Below are 22,850 nucleotides of genomic sequence, written 5' to 3' on the forward strand. Positions count from 1 at the left end.
TCCGGGCTTCTTGGTCAATTCGATTGAAGCGCTGGTGAAGTAACGACGATCCAGTCATCGCTGACAGGGCTGGTCGCTTGATCGTGGCGATAGATGGACCGAAGCTCGCGCAGCAGCGGGTCCTGCTGCCATACCTGCACTTGGCGCACGACCTCGTCATCTCCGAACATCGAAGACTTTTCCGCAAGTACGGTCTCGACAAGTTGACCGGCCACCTGACGTAGTAATCGGGCGTTGGCCTCGAACTGCGCGGTGAAGTTCTGACTAGTACCCATCATCGCGTGGTGCAGGGTCGCCATGAAGTTCAACGGGGCATACAAGTCGATGAAAGTGACTGTCGACGAACCCTTTTCGACGGTGGCCCACTCACGGAAGAATCGCTGAACGCGGTTGCTCAACGCGATGAGTCCCTCCAAGTGGGGAACGAAGTCCGGCTCGTCTGCGACGCGTACGAATCGATCGTTTGCGTACAGGAATCCGACGAATCCCCAATAGAACGCGACATCCCAGATGATCTTCGCTGACATGACCGCCGGCGCGCCCATCAAGGTGTACTGGTCCTGATAGACGGCTAGCCACATATCTGTCAGCGACCGATAGAGCGAGTCGCTGATCTGTGAGCGGACCTGGACATCCTCACCGTCGAGCGCGCGCGTGACCATGTCGGTGATCAGACCGTTGCCGATCGCGACCAGATCGAGCCCGGAGGAATACAGCGGGTCCAGGAACACCCCGGCGTCGCCGGTCAGACACCAGCGTTCACGGCCGTCGAACACCTTTGTGGCGCTATGGCTGTATTTCTTCATGACCCGAAAGTCTTTGATCAGGTTGTCATGCTCGGCGATGACCGCAGCGCACTGCGGCTCATGCGTGCGCAGCCACGCTTTGGCCTTGGCGAGCGTGTTGAATTCGTCGAACGGGTGAAACATCGGGTCGGCTACGATGCCCACGCTGGTCGCACCGGATGCAAGGCGAATGAGCCAGACCCAGTAGCCCTCGCCCATCAGGTGATTGGTGGACATCGCGCGGTCTCCTTCGACGAGCCGCGCTTGCCACGCGGTGTCATCGCTCCAACTACCGATGTCGATCTCAGTAGCGACGCGGAACCACACCGCATTGCAGTGGTGCTCGGTGGTGCGCTTCAGATCCAACTGTCGGGGCAGGGCGCGATTCCTTCCGGAGGCGTCGACCACCCATCGCGACGTGGTCTCGGTGATCGCATCCCCGCTCTGAATGGAAATCGTGTGCGGATGATTGTCGGTGCCGAACTCCACTGATCGCGCCCGCCCGTGTGCAATGTCGACACCCGCTGACAGGCAGCGGCGTACCAACTCGTTCTCCAACCTGCCGCGGTCGATCTGATACGTCACCTGTGGGACGAAGGAGGAACTCCCCAGTTCGATCCGCTGCGCGATGTCGGTGTTGTCGTCGTCCGAGAAGAACATCCGTAGCCCCATTTTGCGGAGCTGAGCAGTCTGCAGATGTTCGCCAAGGCCGAGTCGGTCGCGTAGGTAGTGGGCCGACACTTCCACCGTCGACTCGCCGACCGTGTGGGTGATCTCAGGTGCCGGGTAGCTATTCGGCTCGATGATCAGAATGCGCGTGACCGGGCGCGCTCGACGGATTTCCAAGGCCAAGGTCAGCGCGGCGACGCCGCCTCCGATGATGCTCACATCGTGGTTGGCTGCTGGGACCTCGGCCTGCGACAGGCGGGATTTGATGCGCTGCGCGAGAAGCGCGCGTGTCTCTTGGTTCAGTTGCGACACCTGCGCTCGCACGTCCACTTGGTGCCTCTCCTCGATTCGTGTCGGTGGCGTACTCAAGAGCTGCAGAGTTACGCAGGCTGAGTGAGCTACCGGCGGGAGGATTGACCCACCAATCGATGCATAAACGCTGCAATCCGAGCGAATCACACTCAGCGTCAATTAGGCATCGAGAAGTGATTACCGATTCGTGACGTCTCGGGGCTGCGACAGAGGCACCTGGACTGCTGACCTGGCCGTTCGTGTGCGGCGCTAGACCCTCACGGCCTCGATGAGGAATTCGGACATACCGCCGGGCAAGGGCTGGCGCGCGACGGAGGTGAAACCGGCTTCTTCGAGCCAGTCCGTCCATTCCCTCCATGGTCGGGCCATTCCCTCGCCGGAGGCGAGCGTCAGAAAGTACGCACAGAGGTGCGCCACAAACGGTGGACCCATCTCGTCGTCGTCTTGTAGCGCGTCGACGACATAGAGGCTGGCGCCCGAAGGAAGTGCCCTTGCGGCTTTCGCGAGCAATCCACGAACCTTCTCCTCGGACCAGATCGAGAGGAACCGCGAGAACAAGATCGCGTCAAATCCTGCCGGTAACTCTTCCGAGAAGCAGTCTCCGCCAAGCGCTGTGACCCTCTCAGCCAATCCCTGCTCTGTAAGGCGAGCATTGGTTGTCTCGGCAACTGTTGGAAGGTCGAGTACGGTCACGTGCAGGTCAGGCCACCGGCCCGCGAGAGTGGTGGCGTTCACGGCCTCACCACCGCCCACGTCCAGCAATTTGCGGTGACGCGACAAGTCGAGCGATCCTGCGAGAAAGGCCGCGGTCCCGAAAGAAACGAGGCTCATCATCTCGTGAAAAATTTGCTCCAACGGCGGATTTTCGGCCAGACGCATATAGAGGTTCGGTGCGGATCCTGGGATCTCCTCCAGCCCGACATTGGTGTTGGATCTGAGCGCCTCCGCAAAACGCGCCATGGGCCGGAACTGGATATGGTTCGCCATTCGCACCGCGGGCACCATGTTCGCTGGCTGTGTCTTCGAGAAGAACCGCTCCGCGCCTGACGTGTTGAAGTAGCGATCGCCCTCCTTTCGTAGCAGGCCGATAGCGCCGCAGCCGAGCAAGAGAATTCGCGCGGGCTGGATTTCGAGCTTCAAGTGTTCGGCAACCTCTTCGCGCGTGAGGCCGGGCCACCGCGAGAGCAACGTGAACAGGTCGAGCTCGACTGCGGACGCCAGAAACTGGAAGTAGTACATCCCAAGGAAAAGGTCGAGGATCTCAGCCTCGTCCTGATCGGTGAGCTGTTTCATGCTGGCCCCCGTTCGTTGCGACGTCGAACACAAGTAGTGCAACGCACCTGCTGAAGAACCTGATCAGCCTCCCCGCTGCCAAGCCTTCCGCCAATTGCAATTTCCGCTGAGCGTCAAGGTCGCCAGATTGGGGATCAGGCGAAAATCGCGGTACTGACCCGTGTCGTTCGTATGCGTCACGGGAGACCCTCCGTCGGAAGGGGTTTGGACCGCGGTGCAGATGTTGGTGGCGCTACCTGAAGCACTGACCCAAGAAAGGGCCGGGAGAATGTCTTGAGCGTTCAACGTTTGCGCCGACCCATAGGTGAACCAGGTTTCTACTGGTCGCCGGAGTCCGTCAAGATGTTGCCACTGAGATCCTTGGTCATTCTTCACGCAGAGAAGGACTTCGCCCTGCGGGCTGAACGTTTGCGCATCCTCCATCGCCCCGCTGCCTTCAATGCCCCAGCATGGTGAACCAGCCTGCGGCGCAGCGGGATTGGCGCCCGCGCGCCCGCCGATAAGCACCCCCGCAATGGATGCGGCGGTGAACGCCGTCACGGCCGCTGTCGCAGCGAGCCTCATACCCACTGACGATAGGCTCGCGTCGGCGGTCGCGGAGTCGTTTTGCCATCTGTCCTAATCCGCGTTCTGCGTCGTCTCCGATGTGATCGGGCCGACTGCTCCGAATCCATTCAAAAGGAGCCCTTTACGTCCATTCGCCGATGAATTCTGCGGCGGGCGCAGTCATTATTTGTAGAAGCTGAGACATGGAGGACAGCAATGGGCAGGCTGAGGGTGTCGGCGAATATGATTGCGGACATGGTGATCGATCCCCTGGAGGGATGGTTTACACCAAACCTGGGGATGGCCGACGCCCTCGCTCAATTGAGAGCGGCCGGTGCCCTCATCCTCGGTCCTAAGGCCTATGAAAAGCTCGCAGACTTCTGGCCGAAATCGAGCGACGAGTGGGCCGACCTGATCAACCCGATGCCCAAACACGTCGCCTCGCGCACCCTCGTAGAGCCGTGGACGTGGAACTCATAGCTGCTCGGCGCTGATTTCGCCGGTGAGGTCGCGGACCTGAAATCGCGCTATTCCGGCGACTAATCCTCTATGGAATCGGCAGCTTGCAAACCGACTCGCGCGTCTAGACCTCGTCGACGAGGTGAGGCTGTGGGTGCATTCCGTCATCCGGGGATCAGGCGTGCGACCGTTCCACGCAGGCGAGCTTCCGTTCATCTGCAACTCATCTCGGCGACGACGTACGCGTCCGGCATGGTCCGGCTGGCATACCGTCCGACGGCGTGAAGGCAAACGCGAACCGCGAAGTTGGGATTGGTAACAACGCCGACGGTGTCCACTTACATGCATCAGCGGTCCCGAACCGCACCATCGATGCGGACGCTACTGCGCTAGGTATCCCCCGTCGACGGGCAGCACAGCGCCAGTAATGAAGGAGGCATCGTCGGAAGCGAGGAAGGCGGTGGCGCTCGCGACTTCGGCGGGTTCGCCGATGCGGCCCATCGGGTGCATGCGTTCGATCTCCGCCAGATATTCCGCGCCGCCCGGCTCGTCCGGGAGTTGCTTGACGCGCTCAGTTCGGATCGTTCCGGGAGCAACGGCGTTGACTCTGATCCCCCGCTGCGCCCACTCGACCGCCAGATGCTTGGTCAAGCCGGTTGCGATGAACTTGGCGGGCCCGTAGGCCGCCTGCCGCTTCTGCCCGGCCAGTCCAGATATCGAGGAGAGGCAAACAATGGCGCCGCCGCCGGTCGGCAGCATCGCCTCGATCGCGAACTTGCACGTGAGAAACATGCCGCGGCCGTCGATGGCCATCACCTCGTCCCAGCCGGCGGTAGTCACCTCCATCGCATCGCCAAGCGGGATGATGCCTGCGTTGGCCACCAGGACATCGAGCCGTCCGAAGCGGTCGATCGCCGTACCGATCATCCGCTGCGCGTCCGCCTCGACCGAAACGTCGCCGACGACCGTCTCGACCTCCGCGTCAGCGCGGCGAAGTTCATCGGCCAGAGCCTGGAGCGGCTCACTTTGGATGTCAGTAACGATCAGCCGCGCGCCCTTAAGCGCGAAGTGCTCGGCGGTCGCCCGACCGATGCCGAACGCCGCCCCGGTGATCACGGCGGATTTTCCGCGCAGGCGTCCTTGTTCTTGGTTGGTCAACTGGTTCCATCCTTTGGTCGGCGCGGTAGTCGGCGCAACCTGCAAGCGTGTTCAAGAGTCTCGTATCGTGTCCGTTTCGCGTGTCGTATTGATGAAACGAAAAGCGGGCCAGTTCGACGAACTGCGGCACGCGATCGGACTGATCAAAGACACTGATGTCGCTGATTCAATCTCCGGCTGCAACAGTCGACGGGCGGTCGACCGAATCGGAACCTACGCTCGGCAGCCAAACTTTCAAAGGCACACTGAATCTGGGCACTAACTTACGCATCGACTTCATCGACATTCGGCCTGAGACCGAAATGTTCTGTGGCGTCGACTGGGTGCAACACCTGGGTGACGCTCTTTGTCGGCAGAGGCACATTGAGCGGCAGGATTGAGCTGCGGCCCAATGGGATCGCACGCTGATTGGCAAGATCTTCAACCGCAACCGCTTGTCGACACCCAGTCGCGCGGCGATTCCCGTCCCGCGCCTCAAGAACCGCTGAGTCTCCTGGGCGCCAATCGCTACGGTCGGCACCTTAAGAATACCGGTTCAATGGCACCGGTGACGTAACCCGTCCGGCCGTGCGCCCTTCCGAAGTAGGCCGATACGAGTTGTAATCGCCGCCCGAGAACACAAGTACGACGGTTCTGGCACTCAAGGCTTCGGCAACGTTCTCACGGGTGGCGTGAACGATCCCGACGCGCACAGGTTCGATTTCGGAGGGCCTATCAGCACGGTGTTTTGCGCCAGCGTGTATGGCGGGCGTTTATAGCCAAATGTCTTGTAGAAGCTGGCGCCGAAGGTCACCGGATCGGGGGTGAACGTTCCCCCGGAGTGGTTGCTCGACGCTTATGATTTTTCACCGAGCAGCGCAAACGGAATGAGGCTGCACCTACTAGCGACTTCTAGCGGCCTCAAAGGGTCGGCAGGGTCACCGTCGGCAGTGTCGGCAGGGTCACCGTCGGCACGGTCGGCAGTGTCGGCAGGGTCAGTGTCGGCACGGTCGGCAGGGTGACCCCCGGGACGGTGGGCACGGTCGGCAGGGTCAGTGTCGGCACGGTCGGCAGGGTGACCCCCGGGACGGTGGGCACGGTCGGCAGGGTCACTCCCGGCACGGTCGGCAGGGCGACTGGCCAGTACCATCCCTGCTGGCTCCAGTATGGAATGTTGAGGACGTCGACGCCGTCCAAGTCGGGCACCAACAAGTCGTCAAAGTATTTGAAGTCTGTGCCCGGTAGGCCAGGCGATGGGACGGCACTCGCCACACCCCGCGCACCGAACCCGACTGGAGCGAACGCAAGAACTCCGGCGATAACTGCTGCGGCAATGATTTTCTTATTCACCATGAACCCCCTTGTGCGAACGGCCAATAAGTCACGTTGCAAGGCTTCCTCCATGGTGCTCTTATGAGCGATCTGAGGATAGAGGCTTTCTGCCTCAATCGTTCCGCGGCGGCGTCGGCATGCGGCGATCACATCCGGTGTGACCGCAGAGTCAAGCATCAGGGCATGCTTTGCCCATCAGTGCGGCCGCACACAGCGGACTGAAGTGCGAGCTCTACGGCGCCCGGTGACGAATCACCCGCTCGAGCGCGCGAATGTCGGATTCGATCTGCCGCGATAGCCAGTACGCAAGCACAAACCCGGCAATTCCCCCGATACACAACACCCTGATCGGGACGATGACTGCGGCGATCTCGGGGGCGGTCAAGAAGCTGACGGCCACAACGCCGAGCAACGGCACCGACGCCGCGACCGCCAAATAACGCGACAGTCGACGGCTGAGCGCTTGTAGCTGATCGGCCTCTCCGACGTCCGTGTGTCCGTATGCGACCAATTCTGGATAGACGCTGCGCACGATGTAGAAGGTCAATAGAAAGAACGGATACGCGATCGCGATTGCGCCACAGACGGTGAGCGACGCGAAGAAGTGAATAGCAGACTTCCCAGGAAGTCCACCCGCGGCGAACTGCATCGCGACCGGAAATGTCAGCCCTGCCAGCAACCACAAGCCGAACACGACGAATACCGTTCGGTCGCCTGCGACAAGACAGTCGTGGCGAGCTCGGGCCAATGTCTCTGCGGGCGGCGCCGGCCCATGTCGCAGGTGCCGCGGGACCAGAATGATGTAGCGCCACCAATAAAGCAGCACCACTGTGGCGAGTGGGAAAAACACAAGGTTGATCAGAGCGGTGATCAGCATGAACCGGTCCTGCGCCTGCTCGGAAAGCCGACTGACGATAAGTAGCTGATTGTGCTGGATGTTGTACGCACTGGCCAGCAGGTTGGGGATCAGGGGGGCCAGGACAGCAATTGGCACAAAGAACGGCCGCAGCCGTAGCCGCCAACTATTCGCCGGCGGATCTACCAAGTCGCGAGCTTGAGGGTCAAGGCACAGCTGAAGTTGCTCGGCGAGCTCAGCCCCGGAGGCCCAGCGTTGATCACGGTCAGCGCTCAGCGCCTTCAGCAGGACTCGACGCAGCGCGGCAGGACAATCCTCGGGAAGGGCGGTGAGTGCTGCCGACGAAACCCCTCCTGCGCGGGTAGTCAGCATCAGGTCCAGCGCCGTGGTATCACCGACCAATTCGGCTGAGCCCGCCCGAGCAGCTTTCGCCGCGGAATCGTCAAATGGCTTGATGCCGGTCAGGATCTCCCACAGCACGACCGCGAGTGAGTAGATATCGCTGCGGGTATCGAGGTCTGCCGCCTCGAGCGTGTGTCCGGGCTGGCAAGCCATGAGCTGCTCAGGAGACATGTACGACAGTGAGCCGCCGAAATATTCGAAGGGGCTTGCGCCCGACACGTTGCGAGAGAAGCTGATGTTGAAGTCTGCGAGTTTGGGCGTGCCATCGGGGGCGAGCAGGACGTTCGCGAGCTTGACGTCGCGGTGCAGGACGCCCCGTGAATTCGCATAGTGCAACGCTTCAGCCAGTCGTTTCCCCAGCCACGCAACAGTCTCGGGCCAGGAAAGGGTCGCTAGCTCAGCGCGAGTGATCGAATCGGTGGGCCGGCTCTCGCCGCGTGATTCCAGTGCGACGTCTACCGCGTCGAGCAACGCCTGACCGGAGTCGGGCGGCCGTTCGGCAGCGAAAACCGCTCGACCAAGGTCGAGCAAGGTCCCGCCCGGCAGATACTGCATGTACAGCAGCCGCCAGTCTCGATCGCGGAGGATCCGCTGGTCGAAGACTCGGACGATGTAATCGTGATCAAGTTGAGCGAGCGTTTGTGGTTCGTGGCCGCGATTGGCGGATATCTTGACCGCCACCAGTCGCTGCAACGATAGTTGCCGGGCTAGAAAGACTCGCGCGAATGCGCCGCTGCCGAGTTCGATGAGCAGATCAAAGTCGTCGAGCCGCTGACCGACCTCGATCTGAGCGAGTGGCGCGGATGGGTCGATATCAACAAACGCTGATTCGAACGTTCCAGTGCGAACCCCTGTTGCTTCGCCGGAGTCGGCCTTCGTTCGAGTCTGAGTGAACTCTGCCGGGTGGTTGGCAGTCGGATCTGTCATGGCAACCTCGTATCAGGTCGCCTAAATCGTAACCGCTGTGGTGCCCGATGCCTGAGAGTTCTTGTGTTGACCACGATGCGCCTTCAATGCGTCGCCTTGGTTCGCGCGCTCGCCCACTAATAACATCGAAAAACGCATCAATCGTAATTAGACAACACCGGTTAATTGACGTAGATGTAGGCGGGAATACTGCAACATTTCTTTCCGTTCCTCACGCGCCGCGCTGTGGGATGTCGCGCCACGCGTGAACGTTGGAGATCGCTGGACTGGGGAGGAACACATCGGTCAATTGATGACCGCTCCTACTGTTGCAGTCATCTGTGTTCCGATTCCGGTGTGGGGCAACACATTAGGCAACGCCGAGGCGCCGACGATCACGCGCTCGATGATTCCGCGTCCTCTTGTTGAGCGTGAGCTCGGCGGACTATTGCTCAGCGTCGAATAGTTGAACGCGGGTATGGCAACGGCCGGGATGACGGTCACGTACCAAGGGCAGCTCGCATGGCGTCGGCGTCGGCGTCGGCCTCCCACCGACGAGTCGACCCCTCACGTCGGTAAATAGAACCGTCGCCACCCCCGAGGGGGCAACCGCCGTCATGGCATCGCTTTAGCCCAAGCCATATGCCCCTCGAAGCCCAGCGATGTCGCCAAGGCGCGGTAGCGATCCCGAAAGTCGCGGTAGGCGACGCCGTCACCACGAGCTTCGGCGAGCAGTGTGCGCATTCGGACTAACCAGATTTCATTCAGGACGAATCCTGGGTCGGCGGGCACGGCGGCTATCCGCTCGATCGCGGCCTCGGCTTCGACTACGTCACCTTCGGCCCCACGGTCCAGCAAAGCCTCCACCAAAACACTGGTCGCAGGAAAGCCCCACGCCAGCACACTTCCCCCGCCAAACAGATGGTCGATAGCATCGCGCACGAGCATTATGGCGTCATCGCGATCTCCGCATCCAGCCCTCTCACGCGCCGCATACACGTTGACGATCGGTAAGACGTCCAAGCCCCACCCCCCGCGCACGAACACGTCACTGACCTCGGTCAGAACCTTCTGTCCGCGATCACGCTCAGCAGCCGCTGGGCGGTGTACCAGCGCGAGGCCGAGTGTCATCCGGGCAACGGTCACCGCGAAGTCATCTCCGGATCGGTCGGCAACCCCAACGGCAGCCTCAATCTCACGCAGCGCGGAATCGTCTGGGGGAATCAAGCCATTGGGTATCACGCCGGTGTAGACGTATCCGACAACCTCGGCGTAGGACATGGCGTCGGCGTTGCGGGCCATGGCCAGGGCCTGCTGCAAGTCGTCGCGCCATCCGGGACGACCCAGGCAGTAACGGCCCATAGCCCGTGTGGTCAGGGCAAGCGCTAGCGGAGACCCGATTATGAGGTTGCCTTTGGATGGGTCACCTTCGGCCAGTTCGATGACCCTTTGTGACCACAGCAGCACGTCAGACCACTCGCCGTTCATCGCCTTGGCGTAGATGGCCGTGCGGGATAAGCCCACCGTTAGGGTGGGATCACCGACCGACTCGATGATGGCCATGACTTCCGACGCCAGCCTTGCCGCCTCGCGCCTGCGGTCCTGAAACTCGTGATCCATCACCAGGCCCGCCATGGCGATGGCCAATGACGCCTTGTCCCCTGCGGCTGTGCACAAATGGCGCAATTCCTCAAAGCGATCGCCTGCCACACGTGTATGGACTCGCCAGGCGATGGCGCACAACATGGTGCGCGGGGCAATGCGCATGGCTGCCCGGTTGGCGTCGTCGGTGGGCAGAGCGTCGGCAATCGTTTGGGCACGCTCCCAACTCAGTCGCGCCGCAGTGATGTCACGGTTAGTCGCCCAGGTTGCAGCGCGCATGAGCCAGCCATAGGCGCCCTTCAATTCACCGGCGGCCTCCAAATGCTCGGCGATCAGGGCGGCGTTCTCATCGGCTGAGACCACATAGCGCCGTTCGATCACATCGGCCAGGCGGCGGTGCAACTCGGCGCGATCCGATTTGAGCTGTGATTCGTAGGCGACCATCCGGATCAGCGGGTGGTGAAACACATACTCGGGTTGGCCGGTGAATCTGACCTGATCAACGAACTCGGCCGCCACCAGATCAGCTACAACGGGTTCAACACCCAGTTCAGCCAGCAGGTTGATGTTGAACCGCGAGCCGGTCACCGCCGCCGCGCTCAACGTGCGTTTCGCTTTCGGGTCGAGCCGGTCAATGCGCGCGGCGATCGTTGCTTGCAGACTGGCAGGGACATTCACCTCGGCAGGCTGTGCCGTCGAGATGTATGCGCCGCGCTCCCCACCCAGCGCGCCCCGTCCGGCCAATTCACGCACGATCTCCTCAGCGAAAAACGGATTACCGGCTGCTCGTTCAGCGATCGTCTCGCATAGGGCGTTGACAGATGGGTCCGGACCGAGCAGCTCGCCGATCAGCGCTGCGGTTTCTGAATCGCTCAGCGGCGCAAGGACTATCGTTTGCGCGCCAGTCAATTGGGTTAAGGCGCCGCGGTATTCGGGGCGATAGGTGAGCACCATAAGCGAGGGAGTCTGCGCGACCACCGTCAGGAAATCGGCCAGCATCGACTCGCTGACCTCATCGATCCAGTGGGCGTCCTCAACGACATAGACCGCAGGCGTTTCACGGGCCAACGAGGAGGCGTTCACCAGCGCGGTCAACCGTCGTCGACGTGCATCAGGATCAACCGCCGGCAACGAAGTGCCGAGGTCGGCAATGCCCAGGAGGTCAAAAAACAGCGCCAAATCTTCGGGGTCCGCTTCGGGAACCCGGTCTCGCACTCGATCGCGCGCCCCCTGCGCGTCAAGACCTTCGACACCAAGAGCCGAGCGCAGCAGCTGCTCGACGACATGAAAGGGGACCTGACTGGTGTGTGACTCGCAGAAGGCGGTGAACACTTCCACACCGCGCGAAACGGCCATGGTTGAAATCTCGCGCGTCAGACGGCTTTTGCCGATGCCGGGAAGGCCGACGACCCCGACGACAGCGCCATGGCCGTCGATGGCACGGTTCAATAGGCCCTCGACGGCGGACATTTCCCACGCCCGACCGACCAGATTCGACTCGGCGCGGCCGACCACCCGATGCCGGACCATGCCCAGCAGACGGTGTGCTGCCGCGCCCTCTTTGGCACCTTTGATCTGTACTAACTCGAGCTCGCCGAGAGTAGCGGCGCCTTCAACTATTCGCGCGGTGGACGCGCTGAGTAACACCCCGCCTGGTGGAGCCGCCGACTCCATCCGTTGAGCCATACCCACCTGCTCGCCGATGGTGGTGTAACCGAACGGTCCCGACCCGATCTCGCCGGCGATCACCTGACCAGAGTTCAATCCCACCCGCAGCCGTAGGTCCACACCATCGGTGTCTTGAACATCCACGGCGAGGCGCGTGGCTTCGTCTTGCACGCCTAGGGCCGCAAGGCAAGCACGCACGGCGTGATCCTCCAACGCCATGGGCGCACCGAACACGGCCATGATGCCGTCACCGGTGAACTTGTCCACTGTGCCTCCATAGCGCTGCACCACCGCCGCACAGTGATCGGCAAGATCGGCCATGATCTCGCGCAAGCGCTCCGCCCCGACCGCCGCCGCGATATGCATGGAATGCACCACGTCGGCGAATAAGACGGTAACTTGCTTGTATTCCGCCGATGGGGCAGGTGTGGTCGGCGTGCCGCACTTGTTGCAGAAACGCGAGTCTGGGGGCAGCGCCGTGCCGCACGACGGGCACGAGAGTCCCATCGCAGTCATCAACTCACCTCCGCCCCCGCTGCGGTCCCGGTCCACGTCACTATCGTGTCACTGCTGGTCAACGATGTCCGACATATCGGGAGTGGTCAGAGACGAAGTCTTGAGGCTCCTATTTGTCGAATCTGACGCGACATGGTCATGAGTTTCGATTCCGAAGACCCGTGTGGCAGCTGACTTGCCCTTCAGCGCATGCGATTTCCGGTCGACGAGTTCTGGTGGTCGAGAAGTCAGGGCGTCGACGGACTGCTCGGTAAGCAGGATCGTGTCGCTGGTGGTCTTGGTAAGCTGCTCAACGCGGGCCGCGACGTTGACAGTATCGCCGATTAGGGTGAACTCCAACTTGCTTCCGCCGCCGATGGTTCCCGCGATCACTGTGCCGGTGTTGATACCGATACCGATCCGAAGTTCCTGGCCAAATCGCTCGGCGACCATACGGTGGATCAACACAGCGGCGTTCAGCGCGGCGTCAGCGTGATCCGCGAGATCGTTGGGGGCGCCGAATACGGCCAGTGCGCCATCGCCGAGGAACTTGTTGACGTGTCCACCGGCATCGACCACAGCAGGCACCACGATTTCGAACAGCGCATTGAGGCGGGCTACAACGTCTTCGGCAGGGTTGGCTTCGGCGAAGGGTGTGAAGTCGCGGATGTCGACGAACATCACCGTCACCTCGCGCCGCTCGCCGGTGAAGACATCGTCACCCTGTTCGAGGAGACGTGAGGCGAGGACAGGGTCAACGTAGGTGCCGAATGCAGCCTGAAGCCGTTGTCGCTCAGCCAGTCCCGTCTGCATCCGGTTAAACGATGCGGCGAGCACGCCGAGATCATCGTCCTGAACTACGGGCACCCGCTGGCTGTAATCTCCGACCCCGACCCGTTCAGTTGCCTCGGCAAGGTCGCGAATCGGACGCAAGCCAGCCGATGTCATCGCACCCAGGGCGAGGGGCACCCCGATACCAGCCGTGATTACACCTGCGATCACAACGGCCAGCGCGGGAACCCCACCATCCGGGTCCAGCACTGCCCCAAGCATCGCACCCACAAAGGTGAACGTGAACGCAGAGGCCACCATCGAGATGCCCACCCAGGCGGCAAAGGTCGGACGAGCTCGTGGAAGCGAGTCTCCGATGCCGGTGTCACCCGTAAGGGTGCCCCTAAGCGGTCGGACCGCTCCTTCCAAGAAAAAATGCATTCCGAATGCATTGAAGGGAATCCCTAGGGTCACACCGACGACCGCGTATTGGAGTAGACGCGAGGCGCTCGCTCCGGTGATTACACCGACGATGGGCAGCAACATTAAACCGCAAACCGACATGGACCACATGCCTCGAATACCCGCTGCACGAGTCCATCTGTAAGTTTGTTCCAGTGCCTTCACATCGTCCATAGGACGCCGTTTCCTCCGCGCCTGCCCAAGACTGAACGTCCGGCTGCCGGGAAGAATTATTACTAACGCCAATATCGCTGCGGCGACACCAGAGAGCACGAGGGCGTCAACGAAACGATTTGACTTTTCATATGCGACAACAAGAAACGACAGGCTTAGGTAACTCACCAGCAGATTTGCAAACGCAACCAACCAGATCACCCACGAGTACCTCGCACCGTACCGATCCCACGCCCACTGCCAGATGCGATCCATGCCGGGAGACTAAGCTTCCCTGCCCTTCAATCCGCCGGAATTCACCAGCACCTCTATGGGTTCAGCAGGCTACGGAACGTTTCGAGACCGAATTCGATAGTCAAGTTTGTCGTCGTTTCGAGACAGTCCCACCCCAGACTCATGCTGGTGATCTTCACCGAGGAGCTGTCGATTCTTCGGCTTACGTGTTCTCCGAGACGCGGTACGCGCTGAACGGGGACTTGCGTGTCGCCAATCATGCGTCGCCTCATCGTGAGCGCGACATCGTAATTCATTCCGATCTCAAACTGCGAGGTCATACCCGAGGACCGAACTTCTCGACCAGCATTTTTGAACCTCGTAGCAGACGGCAGGTCCTCGAAGCTGGTGCTGGTCTGCTTGCCATGGAGGCAGTAGCACCTGGACGTACTCTGTGCCGTTCTTGCGCTTGGCTCGCCCAAGCGATGCCATGGCGGCATGTTTAGGCTGCAACGTTGATGAGTTGTTGATGAAACGACAGACGGGCCAGGACTTTCGTCCTGGCCCGTCTCGTCCGGTGGAGCTGCCGGGAATCGAACCCGGGTCCTACGGCATTCCCTCGAGGCTTCTCCGTGCGCAGTTCGCTATGCCTCTACTCGGATCTCCTGATCACGCGAACAAGTCAGGATGACGATCCCAGTCGCTGTTTGATGTCCCGATGAGTCCCGCGACCGAACTCATCGGTTGATCCCTCTAGATGACGTCAGGGTCCGGGTCGAGGGCTCTCCCGGTCTGACGGACTCACAGTCGCTTAGGCAGCGAGTGCGAAGTCGCGCTGATTGGAATCGGCGCTTAATTGGTTGCAACGACGCTTACGGTGGTCTCTTGCCTGCACCGGCACGCTTCCCTTGATTCGATGCGCGAAGTCGAAACCGTTCAGCCCCTCGCACCCCCGCTGACCATCAGCAGGACACTTCATTCTACCGGTCGACTCAACGCAGGCCAGCGAATAAATAGTCCCAGCTAGATCACGGGCGGCCTCCGTGTCGCAATTCCCGGTAAATGACGACGCGACCGTCGTAGTGTCGAGTCGTCGCGACCGACGCAAGGAGTCTGCTATGGGCGGGTATCGGACCATGATGGTCGGGACAGACGGCTCAGCCACGTCCCTGCGTGCGGTCGAGCGGGCAGGCGCCTTCGCGGCGCAAGAAGGCGCGACGCTGATCATCGCGAGCGCCCACACTCCCACCGCCGCCGAAAAAGGAAGCTGGTCGAGGGCACCAGCGCACGACCACGCGAGTGATCCACGCGCCGCCGACGCCCTCGGAGGCGACGAGTACAAGTTGCACGGCGAAGCCCCCACATACGAGATTCTTCGGGATGCCGCTGACCGCGCGAGGGCCGCTGGCGCGAAAGATGTCGTGGAGCGGGCCGTGACCGGTGCACCCGTCCACGCACTCGTGAAACTGGCGGACGAGGTCAACGCAGATCTGCTCGTGGTCGGCAGTGTGGGGCTGAACACCACTGCGGGACGTCTCATCGGTTCGGTTCCCTCAGAGGTCGCCCGCAAAGCAAAAGTCGACATCCTGATCGTCCACACCGCGGACTAGGACGACTCCGCTCAAATCACGTAATTGAGGTGCTCGACGACGCGCCTACCCACGGCCTCGTCGCCGCCATATCTGATGGCGTCCGCATGCTCGGCGAGTGGCACCCGTCCGCCAGCCAACCGCGTGAACAGCAGACCGTCGAGTTGGATCGTCGACGTCGGATCGTCGTCGCCGAAATCGTCGACCACCTTCGCCCGGCCTTCGACTGCGACGTTGATCGTGCGGCCCAGCGGTCCCGTCAGCTCGAGGGACACCCGCGAACCGTCGGGGGCTCCGCCCAGCTTGCCGACGACGAAGCCCATGCTGGCCGCTACTTCCTCCAGTGCGAGGTCGGCTGCGGGGCCGACGAGCTCACTGGCGCTGGCATGCGCTCCGATGGCATCGCGGATGTCGTGCTCGTGCATCCAGCAGTCGAAGATGCGCACCCGCATGAAACGGCCGTAGCTGTCGGGCCCGGCCGGGGTGAACCCGACATCGTTCCACTGCGCATTGGACAGCTCGGACAACGCCTTTCGCCGGTCGGACGTCATTGAACGGAACGTCTCGAGCAACTCGGCTGCACTCAGGTCTCGCAGCTTGCGCACCCAGCGTTCGTTCATCACGCCGATGTCGTTGCGGACGTGCTCGAGGGTCGACACATCGATGTCGGCCTCTGGGGTGTCCACGCCCTGCAACATCGACTCGGTGCCCACCACGTGGGCGATCACGTCGTGCACGTTCCAGCCAGGCAGCGACGTCGCCGTCTCCCACTGACTCTCGCCGAGCTCGTCGACCAGCGCGTCGAGATCCCTCCATACCTCGAAGAGTCCGGCGAGGACGGCTGGTTTGTCGAGCACGGTCACGGGGCGCGAGGGGCTACTCACCGGCCCGACGCTAGCCCTCGCGGCCCACGAGCGTGCGCGAAATGGTGCTCGCGACCGGCATGTCGGTCGCAGACACGCACGCTCGCGTCCAAGGGGGTGGAGTCAGATCAGACCGCGGTGCCGTCGGCCACCCACGGCACCTTGTCGGCGGTGGCGCTGTCGAGCACCATCGTCGCGACCCGGTCCCGATGCTCCTCTGCGCTGCCCAAGAGCACCGCATTGGTGGTGGCGCGCTTGTAATAGAGGTGCGCTTGATGTTCCCAGGTGAACCCGATGCCGCCGTGCACCTGGATGGTGTCGGTGGCGACGTGGCTGAGGGCAGCCGAGCAGACCGCTTGCGCAATGCTCGTCGACAACGCCGCGTCGTCGGATCCGTCACTAAGCGCCCAGATCGCGTGATACGCAGTCGATCTGGCGTGCTCGACGTCCACGAGCAGATTCGCGAGCCGATGCTTCACACCTTGGAACGACCCGATCGGCCGACCGAACTGCAGCCGGGTCTTCGCGTATTCGACTGACAGGTCGAGCAGATGCTGGGCGGCGCCCACCTGCTCGACCGCCAGCAGTGCCGCGCCGACCTGCAGCGCATGGTCGAGGACCCGCTGCGTCTCACCGGCTCCGGCGATCAGCGTCGCCGGTGTCTTGATAAAGGTGATGTTCGCTTCAGAGCGGGTCTGGTCAAGCGTGGCGAGGGCCGTGCGCTCCACCCCGTCCGCCGTCGTGTCGACGGCGTATAGCGCAACCCCATCGGACCCGCGTGCGGCCACCAGCAGCACATCGGCGATGCCGCCGTCGACGACCTGGGTAACCGTGCCCGACACCGTGTCACCCTCAACGGTCACCGAGACGGCGTCCGGATCGAAGACACCTGCGCGGTCCATGACGGCGACCGCTGCGGTGCGGCGACCTTCGACGAGGTCGCCGAGCAGCTCGTCGCGTGCGGCTCCGGACTCCGCGGCGACCAGTGCAGGGATGGCAAGGTACACCGTGCCGAACAACGGCCCGGTCCCCAACTGTGCGCCGAGCTCTTCGATGGCCACCGCCTGATCGACGAGCGTGCCACCGACGCCGCCGTCAGCCTCGGGCACCGAGAGGCCGAGCACACCGAGTTCGGCGCCGAGCCGGGCCCACACCTTCGGGTCGAACGGCGGGTCGGAGTCCATCAGCTCCCGGATCTTGTCCTCGGCTAAGTGGTCGGCGCTGAACTTGCGGACCGCGGCGCGCAGCTGGTTCTGCTCGTCGCTGAACTTGTACTCGCCCGTGATGTCAGCCACGAGGAATCTCCTTCCACGGCATGCCGGCATCGGCACGCAGATCGCCGGGCAGTCCGAGAATGCGCTCGCCGAGAATGTTGCGCATCACCTCCGACGTCCCGCCTTCGATTGTGTTCGCGCGGCTGCGCAAGTACTTCTGCTGAATGGGACCCTGCCAATCCCGCTCACCGGTAGGCGCGCCCTGCGAGTAACCGCGGTACAGAAGTCCTTCTGGCCCAAGGAAATCCATGCACCACTCGTAGATGTGCTGGTTCAGCTCGGCGCCGACCAGCTTGCCGATCGAGCCCTCCGGACCCGGGCCGCCGACCGTCGCCGCCGCGCGCGAACGCTCCGAGGTGAGTCGTTGAGCCTCCGAACGCAACCACAGCTGCGTGAGCCGGTCCCGCAACACCGGCGTGTGGCGTTGAGGGCGTGACGCCCACAGCGCGGTGGCGTCGGAGATGGTGCCCGCGCCCCGTCTGCTGCCGCTGCCGCCGAGTGCGGTGCGCTCGTTCATGAGCGTCGTCATCGCGACGTTCCAGCCGTTGCCCACCTCGCCGAGGCGGTGCTTGTCGGGGATGCGTGCGTCGGTGAAGTAGACCTCGTTGAATTCGGCCTGCCCCGTGATCTGACGCAGCGGACGGGTTTCGACGCCCGCGCCGTGCATGTCGATGACGAAGTAGGTCAACCCCTTGTGCTTGGCCACGTCCGGGTCGGTGCGGGCCAGCAGCAGGCCCCAGCGGGCGCGGTGAGCCAGGCTTGTCCACACCTTCTGGCCGTTGATGACCCAGTCGTCGCCGTCGCGCACCGCCGAGGTGGCCAAGCCGGCGAGATCAGATCCCGCGCCGGGCTCGGAGAACAGCTGGCACCAGAGGTCCTCGGTGGTAGCCAGCGGCCGCAGCCATTGACTCTTCACGTCCTCGGTCTGCGCGTGCTCGCGAATTGTCGGCGCGGCCATGCCATAGCCCATCGGATTGAGCCCGAGCGGTACCGGTCCGCCCGCACCCTGCAAGATCCGATCGGCGACGGCCTGCAGACCGCGGGAGACCCCGAGCCCGCCGAGGCCCTCGGGGAAGTGGACCCAGGACAAACCGGCGTCATAGCAGGCGCCCAGATACTCCTGGACCGGTGCTTTTTTCGGATCGTGGTCGGTGACCACTCCCCGTGCCAGGTCGGCGACCTTTTCGGCATCAGCGTCATTGCTCATAACCAGTCACGATAGGAACTCGACACCCGTCGAGTTTCACCGGCCCCCGATAGCGCCCGCACGGGGGTTCGGGGCCGCCGATTGCCAAACGGGACGTTTCGCATTTGTTATTAAGGTTTGTCTCAGTTGTCACACGGGTAACAGGAGTAACAAGGAGATGTGGTTCGCCACACCTCTAAAAAATAAAGAAAGAGTGGAATGGAAGATTCGAATGCACACAGTCCTCTACTGCAGCCCGAACGGCCTCGTTTATGAAACCCGCGCCTACTCCAAGGCCGATATCGACAAGCTCGTCGCCACTCATAGCCTGAACTGCCTGACCACCGCAGACCGGCAATTCGACTTCTGGTTCTCCGCGTCACCGCAGAAGTGCCAGCGTCAGACCAACACGATCGCCACTGAATTGCTCATGGCGTCATCGACTTTCAGCGCACGAACAGTGCCGTTGCTGCGCGGATGCGTCGTCATCGCCACTCACGACGCCGACGGCGACCTCGACGGGCTCAGCTGGCGGCAACTCGACCTGCTCGCCGCGAAGAACCACGCCATCACCAATCGGCAGGCACGCATTCTCGCGCGCCGAGTCGCCAAGGAAGATCGCAAGCAGCGTCCTGACGCCGACCGCGTCGCTCGCCCCGTTCCTGCCGCAGCGCCTCAACTGGCTCCCGCCAGCTAGGCGATCCATCCGGCGAGAGCGTTGACACACCGAAGGGTGTCGGCAAAACTCCCGTCGTGACCGAAGCGGGTTGGGCGAATCTGGTCGCCGGGCTTGAGGCCGCCGGAAAGCACCTCGACGAGTCCACGCGCGATCTCGATCCAGCCGAGCGCACAGACGGCCAGCGTGCATTGCTCCGAGCCGTCAACAATCTGCTCGGCCGGTTCGAAATCACCAGCGACACACCGGAACTCGCGCCATTCAACGGATGGCGCCAGAAGTTCTTCATGGACAACCCCGACTACCGCTACTGGATCACCGATATCGGTGACGGGACCGGCTATCGCATCACCGGCAACGTCGGATCGTCGGTGTATCAATCGATCACGGCGTATGCTGGTCGCGGAATCGCCGACGCGTCGGCGGTGGCGCGAATCGACACCGACGATCTCGCGGTGGACGGCGAGGGCAACTTCGTTGTCACGCTGACCCGGCAGCCGGGGACGACGCCTGTCGAGGTCGAGATCCCTGAGGGGACATCGTCGGTGTGGGTGCGTTACGTCCACACCGAGCAGGCGCCCGTCGACCCGGGCACGTGCCGGATCGAAAGACTCGAACCCCCTGCGCCGGCCGCCGCACCCGACGACGCAAAGTTCGCGCGCGACCTGTCGCGGCTCGGCGCGTTCATCTCGCAGGTGCCGCGCGCGTTCGAGATGTCCGCAGCCGAGGACCTCGCGCACACCAACTCGGTGCGCCACTGGTCCGCGATGACCGGCGGTGCGGCGTTCACCGAGCCCGGAATCCACTACCTGCGTGGCTCGTGGTCGTTGGCACCGGACGAATGCCTGTTGCTCGACGGCCCGCTGGTGCCGTGCAGGCACTGGAACATCGTGCTGTACAGCAGGTTTCTGAACTCCTTGGATTACCGCAACCGCACTGTGTCGCGAACCGCCGCGAACGCCATCGTCGCCGACGGACGCTTCCGATTCGCGCTCGCCGGACGCGATCCGGGCATCGAGGGGCACGACTGGCTGGACACCGAGGGGCGGGCGTTCGGGATCTTCGTGATGCGATTCCTGCAGCCTGAATCCGAACCCGAACTTCCCGACGTGCGCGTCGTGTCTCTCGCATGACGTGGCAACCGTCGGCGCGTACCGAGTCCGCGCTCGCCATCTACGCGGCCGCCGAACAGGACCGCGTGAGCCGGCCCGAGCGCTACCAACTGGATCCCGACGCGGTCCTGGAACGCGTGGCCGCCCGAGGTGAGATCCGCGACACGCATTTCGCGAAAGGGTGGCGTACCGGGCTGGAGGCGTTCCTGATCTCGGCGGCCGAGGACGCTCGACTGAACGCGGTGGGCGCACGAATGGCATTGCAGACGGCGATCGGCAGGCTGACGGCCGGGGCGAAGATCGCGGCATGGCGGGAGGACAACCCCACGCGTGCCGCAGCATCGTTGGCGCCGCCGATCTTCATCGTGGGCGGCTGGCGCACCGGCACGACGTTCCTGTTCCGGCTGCTCGCCGGGGACCCGCGGCTGCACGCACAAATCCCCGCCGAACTTGCCGCGCCGTGGTTGTTCGCCGACGCGGCGCCCAACGCCGGTCCCGAATTGACCACGGGCGGAAGCGAACTGCTCCACACGTTGAATCCCGATATGGCCTTCGTCCACCCGTCCGGCCCCACGCTGGCCGAGGAATGCGTCCTCGGAATGGGCACCGATATGCGCAACTGGGGTTTCACCTCGCTGATGCGCCTTCCCTCCTATGCGGCGTGGCTGGCGCGTGAAAACCTCGGTGATTCCTATGCGCGCTACCGCGAGGCGCTGCAATTGCTTGCCGTTGACGACGACCGCCGGTTCGTGTTGAAGGCTCCGGCGCACACCGCCGAGCTTCGGCACATTGCGCGAGAGTTCCCCGGGGCCATCGTGATTCAGATCCACCGCGACATCGTCGCGACGATCGCCTCGGGGGCCAGCCTGTTCGCTGTGTACCAGTCAACCTACAGCGACGAGGTGGACGCCGTCGACGTCGGCCGTCGACAGGCGGATCAGAGTGAACTGTGGTTCCGGCGGGCGACCGAGTTCCGCTTCTCACCCGAATGCGACGGCGTCACGCTGATCGACGTCGATTACCGGGAGCTGATCGACGACACCGCGAGTGTTCTCGACAAGATCTACACCGCCGCCGAGATGCCTGCACCTGCCGCACTCGACGAGTTCATCGCCAATTACCATGCGGCGCATCCACGCAACGCCGCCGGAACCCACCGCTACGAGCCGGAAGACTTCGGGCTCGACCCGGAGGAGCTACGCGCGCGCTTCGCGTTCCTAGGTCGCTAGTACCCTGCCGTCGAGCGTGCGGACTGGACGCGCGAGTTGCTCGAGCAGGGCGAGCGATTTGTAGACGCCGCCGTTGAGACCATCGCGGTCACCCGTGCACAACGCCAACGCGGCCTCGGCCATGGCCTCGATCGGTTCGAGGACACCCTCGGCCTCCACGAGATCCTGCGGGATCGAGGCTTTCACCCCCTCGGTCATCACGGCCTTCGCCGGCAGTAGCGCGTTGACGACGATCGAGTCGGCGTAGAACTCGGTGGCCAGCGCTTCGCTCAGCCGGTTCAGCGCCGCTTTCGACGCCCCGTACGCGGTCCCTTGAAAGTGGTAGGTGGGGTCCGGCGGTGGCGTCGCAGGTATCTCCCCCGCCAGCGAGCTGATGTTGAGAATCCAGCCGCCGCCGCGCTCACGCATGGACGGAATCACCCGCTGGCACAGGTCGAATGGCGCGAAGTAGTTCAGCGTGGTGACCAGCCGTAGGCGCTTCTCGGTGATATCGGGGAACGGTGTGAAGGCGGCCGTGGCGGCGTTGTTGACCAGAATGTCGATCGGTCCGAGATCCGTGACGACGCGATCGATCAGATCCGCGCGGGACTCGGGTGAGTTGAGGTCGACGTGGAACGGCACCGCGCGTCCACCGGACACCTCGATCTGTGACACCGTTTCGCGCAAGGTGCCCGGGGTGCTCCCCTGGGCGATGTCGTCCAGGCTCCTGGCGGCCACGGCGACCACGGCACCCTCACAGGCGAACCGGTGCGCGATCGCGGCCCCGATCCCCCGGCTGGCACCCGTGACCACCGCGACTCGACCCTCGAGTGATCGTGACGTCACTGTTTCCCTTTCTA

The 22,850-nt window shown here is 62.9% G+C and carries 17 protein-coding genes and 1 other RNA gene; 6 read left to right on the forward strand and 12 right to left on the reverse strand.

The genetic code is table 11. The features are described from left to right. Positions 1–14: 14 nt before the first annotated feature. Entirely contained in the window at positions 15–1,784 is a 1,770-nt protein-coding gene (locus tag ACIA48_RS10680) for an NAD(P)/FAD-dependent oxidoreductase (protein WP_396730483.1), read from the reverse strand. Positions 1,785–2,015: 231 nt separating this feature from the next. Beyond that, positions 2,016–3,059, reverse strand: a complete 1,044-nt coding sequence (locus ACIA48_RS10685) for a methyltransferase (protein WP_396730485.1) — start codon at positions 3,057–3,059, stop codon at positions 2,016–2,018. 801 nt (positions 3,060–3,860) lie between these two features. Here ACIA48_RS10685 and ACIA48_RS10690 point away from each other — a divergent pair. Continuing rightward, a complete protein-coding gene (locus ACIA48_RS10690) occupies positions 3,861–4,085 on the forward strand; it encodes a hypothetical protein (protein WP_396730487.1) in 225 nt (74 codons plus the stop codon). 360 nt (positions 4,086–4,445) lie between these two features. Here the strand turns inward: ACIA48_RS10690 and ACIA48_RS10695 are convergent, their stop codons facing one another. From ACIA48_RS10695 to ACIA48_RS10705, 3 genes are all read right to left on the reverse strand, one after another. Beyond that, the gene (locus ACIA48_RS10695) at positions 4,446–5,222 is read right to left on the reverse strand and encodes an SDR family NAD(P)-dependent oxidoreductase (RefSeq protein WP_396730489.1); all 777 of its coding nucleotides are present in this window, start codon (positions 5,220–5,222) and stop codon (positions 4,446–4,448) included. A 900-nt stretch (positions 5,223–6,122) separates the two neighbouring features. Beyond that, positions 6,123–6,554, reverse strand: a complete 432-nt coding sequence (locus ACIA48_RS10700) for a hypothetical protein (RefSeq protein WP_396730491.1) — start codon at positions 6,552–6,554, stop codon at positions 6,123–6,125. A gap of 211 nt (positions 6,555–6,765) precedes the next feature. Then, a complete protein-coding gene (locus ACIA48_RS10705; RefSeq protein WP_396730493.1) occupies positions 6,766–8,718 on the reverse strand; it encodes a serine/threonine-protein kinase in 1,953 nt (650 codons plus the stop codon). A gap of 292 nt (positions 8,719–9,010) precedes the next feature. On the opposite strand from ACIA48_RS10705, the gene ACIA48_RS10710 reads away from it, so the two are divergent. Continuing rightward, positions 9,011–9,163, forward strand: a complete 153-nt coding sequence (locus ACIA48_RS10710; protein ID WP_396730494.1) for a hypothetical protein — start codon at positions 9,011–9,013, stop codon at positions 9,161–9,163. A gap of 149 nt (positions 9,164–9,312) precedes the next feature. On the opposite strand, the gene ACIA48_RS10715 is transcribed toward ACIA48_RS10710, so the two are convergent. From ACIA48_RS10715 to ssrA, 3 genes are all read right to left on the reverse strand, one after another. Further along, entirely contained in the window at positions 9,313–12,483 is a 3,171-nt protein-coding gene (locus ACIA48_RS10715) for an ATP-binding protein (protein ID WP_396730496.1), read from the reverse strand. Positions 12,484–12,531: 48 nt separating this feature from the next. Beyond that, a complete protein-coding gene (locus ACIA48_RS10720) occupies positions 12,532–14,124 on the reverse strand; it encodes an adenylate/guanylate cyclase domain-containing protein (protein WP_396730498.1) in 1,593 nt (530 codons plus the stop codon). A gap of 533 nt (positions 14,125–14,657) precedes the next feature. Continuing rightward, positions 14,658–15,026: a transfer-messenger RNA gene (gene ssrA, locus ACIA48_RS10725) on the reverse strand. 174 nt (positions 15,027–15,200) lie between these two features. Here ssrA and ACIA48_RS10730 point away from each other — a divergent pair. Further along, the gene (locus ACIA48_RS10730) at positions 15,201–15,692 is read left to right on the forward strand and encodes a universal stress protein (protein ID WP_396730500.1); all 492 of its coding nucleotides are present in this window, start codon (positions 15,201–15,203) and stop codon (positions 15,690–15,692) included. Between the two features lie 11 nt (positions 15,693–15,703). Here ACIA48_RS10730 and ACIA48_RS10735 read toward each other — a convergent pair whose 3' ends face one another. The 3 genes from ACIA48_RS10735 to ACIA48_RS10745 all read right to left on the reverse strand — a co-directional run bounded on the left by ACIA48_RS10735 (position 15,704) and on the right by ACIA48_RS10745 (position 19,015). Then, complete coding sequence (locus ACIA48_RS10735) at positions 15,704–16,555, reverse strand: maleylpyruvate isomerase family mycothiol-dependent enzyme (protein WP_396730502.1); 852 nt, start codon at positions 16,553–16,555, stop codon at positions 15,704–15,706. Positions 16,556–16,662: 107 nt separating this feature from the next. Next, positions 16,663–17,829: an acyl-CoA dehydrogenase family protein gene (locus ACIA48_RS10740; RefSeq protein WP_396730504.1), complete on the reverse strand. Its 1,167-nt coding sequence runs from the start codon at positions 17,827–17,829 to the stop codon at positions 16,663–16,665. Continuing rightward, a complete protein-coding gene (locus tag ACIA48_RS10745; RefSeq protein ID WP_396730506.1) occupies positions 17,822–19,015 on the reverse strand; it encodes an acyl-CoA dehydrogenase family protein in 1,194 nt (397 codons plus the stop codon). Before ACIA48_RS10745 ends, ACIA48_RS10740 begins: the two co-directional genes overlap by 8 nt. Before the next feature lie 211 nt (positions 19,016–19,226). Here ACIA48_RS10745 and ACIA48_RS10750 point away from each other — a divergent pair, with 211 nt between their 5' ends. Genes ACIA48_RS10750 through ACIA48_RS10760 form a run of 3 tightly spaced genes read left to right on the forward strand, consistent with a single transcriptional unit; the run spans position 19,227 to position 22,011 of the window. Continuing rightward, positions 19,227–19,691, forward strand: coding sequence for a hypothetical protein (locus tag ACIA48_RS10750; RefSeq protein ID WP_396730508.1), 465 nt, complete (start codon positions 19,227–19,229; stop codon positions 19,689–19,691). A 56-nt stretch (positions 19,692–19,747) separates the two neighbouring features. Beyond that, positions 19,748–20,803 carry a hypothetical protein gene (locus ACIA48_RS10755; protein ID WP_396730510.1) on the forward strand — a complete coding sequence of 352 codons (1,056 nt, stop codon included), beginning with the start codon at positions 19,748–19,750 and terminating at the stop codon, positions 20,801–20,803. Next, on the forward strand, positions 20,800–22,011 hold the full coding sequence (locus tag ACIA48_RS10760) for a sulfotransferase family protein (RefSeq protein WP_396730512.1): 1,212 nt from the start codon (positions 20,800–20,802) through the stop codon (positions 22,009–22,011). The genes ACIA48_RS10755 and ACIA48_RS10760 overlap by 4 nt, the downstream gene beginning before the upstream one ends. On the opposite strand, the gene ACIA48_RS10765 is transcribed toward ACIA48_RS10760, so the two are convergent. Further along, positions 22,000–22,836 carry an SDR family NAD(P)-dependent oxidoreductase gene (locus ACIA48_RS10765; protein ID WP_396730514.1) on the reverse strand — a complete coding sequence of 279 codons (837 nt, stop codon included), beginning with the start codon at positions 22,834–22,836 and terminating at the stop codon, positions 22,000–22,002. The two genes, ACIA48_RS10760 and ACIA48_RS10765, sit on opposite strands and share 12 nt — an antisense overlap. Between the last annotated feature and the right edge of the window lie 14 nt (positions 22,837–22,850).

This window comes from Mycobacterium sp. NPDC051804, from assembly GCF_044452905.1.
GTDB lineage: Bacteria > Actinomycetota > Actinomycetes > Mycobacteriales > Mycobacteriaceae > Mycobacterium.

Bases quoted from the DNA above. Each gene is read 5' to 3' on its own strand.
- ACIA48_RS10720 (WP_396730498.1), bottom strand. From the start codon at position 14,124: ATGGATCGCATCTGGCAGTGGGCGTGGGATCGGTACGGTGCGAGGTAC.
- ACIA48_RS10745 (WP_396730506.1), bottom strand. From the start codon at position 19,015: ATGAGCAATGACGCTGATGCCGAAAAGGTCGCCGACCTGGCACGGGGA.
- ACIA48_RS10750 (WP_396730508.1), top strand. From the start codon at position 19,227: ATGCACACAGTCCTCTACTGCAGCCCGAACGGCCTCGTTTATGAAACC.
- ACIA48_RS10685 (WP_396730485.1), bottom strand. From the start codon at position 3,059: ATGAAACAGCTCACCGATCAGGACGAGGCTGAGATCCTCGACCTTTTC.
- ACIA48_RS10760 (WP_396730512.1), top strand. From the start codon at position 20,800: ATGACGTGGCAACCGTCGGCGCGTACCGAGTCCGCGCTCGCCATCTAC.
- ACIA48_RS10700 (WP_396730491.1), bottom strand. From the start codon at position 6,554: ATGGTGAATAAGAAAATCATTGCCGCAGCAGTTATCGCCGGAGTTCTT.
- ACIA48_RS10715 (WP_396730496.1), bottom strand. From the start codon at position 12,483: ATGACTGCGATGGGACTCTCGTGCCCGTCGTGCGGCACGGCGCTGCCC.
- ACIA48_RS10705 (WP_396730493.1), bottom strand. From the start codon at position 8,718: ATGACAGATCCGACTGCCAACCACCCGGCAGAGTTCACTCAGACTCGA.
- ACIA48_RS10730 (WP_396730500.1), top strand. From the start codon at position 15,201: ATGGGCGGGTATCGGACCATGATGGTCGGGACAGACGGCTCAGCCACG.
- ACIA48_RS10710 (WP_396730494.1), top strand. From the start codon at position 9,011: ATGACCGCTCCTACTGTTGCAGTCATCTGTGTTCCGATTCCGGTGTGG.
- ACIA48_RS10690 (WP_396730487.1), top strand. From the start codon at position 3,861: ATGGTGATCGATCCCCTGGAGGGATGGTTTACACCAAACCTGGGGATG.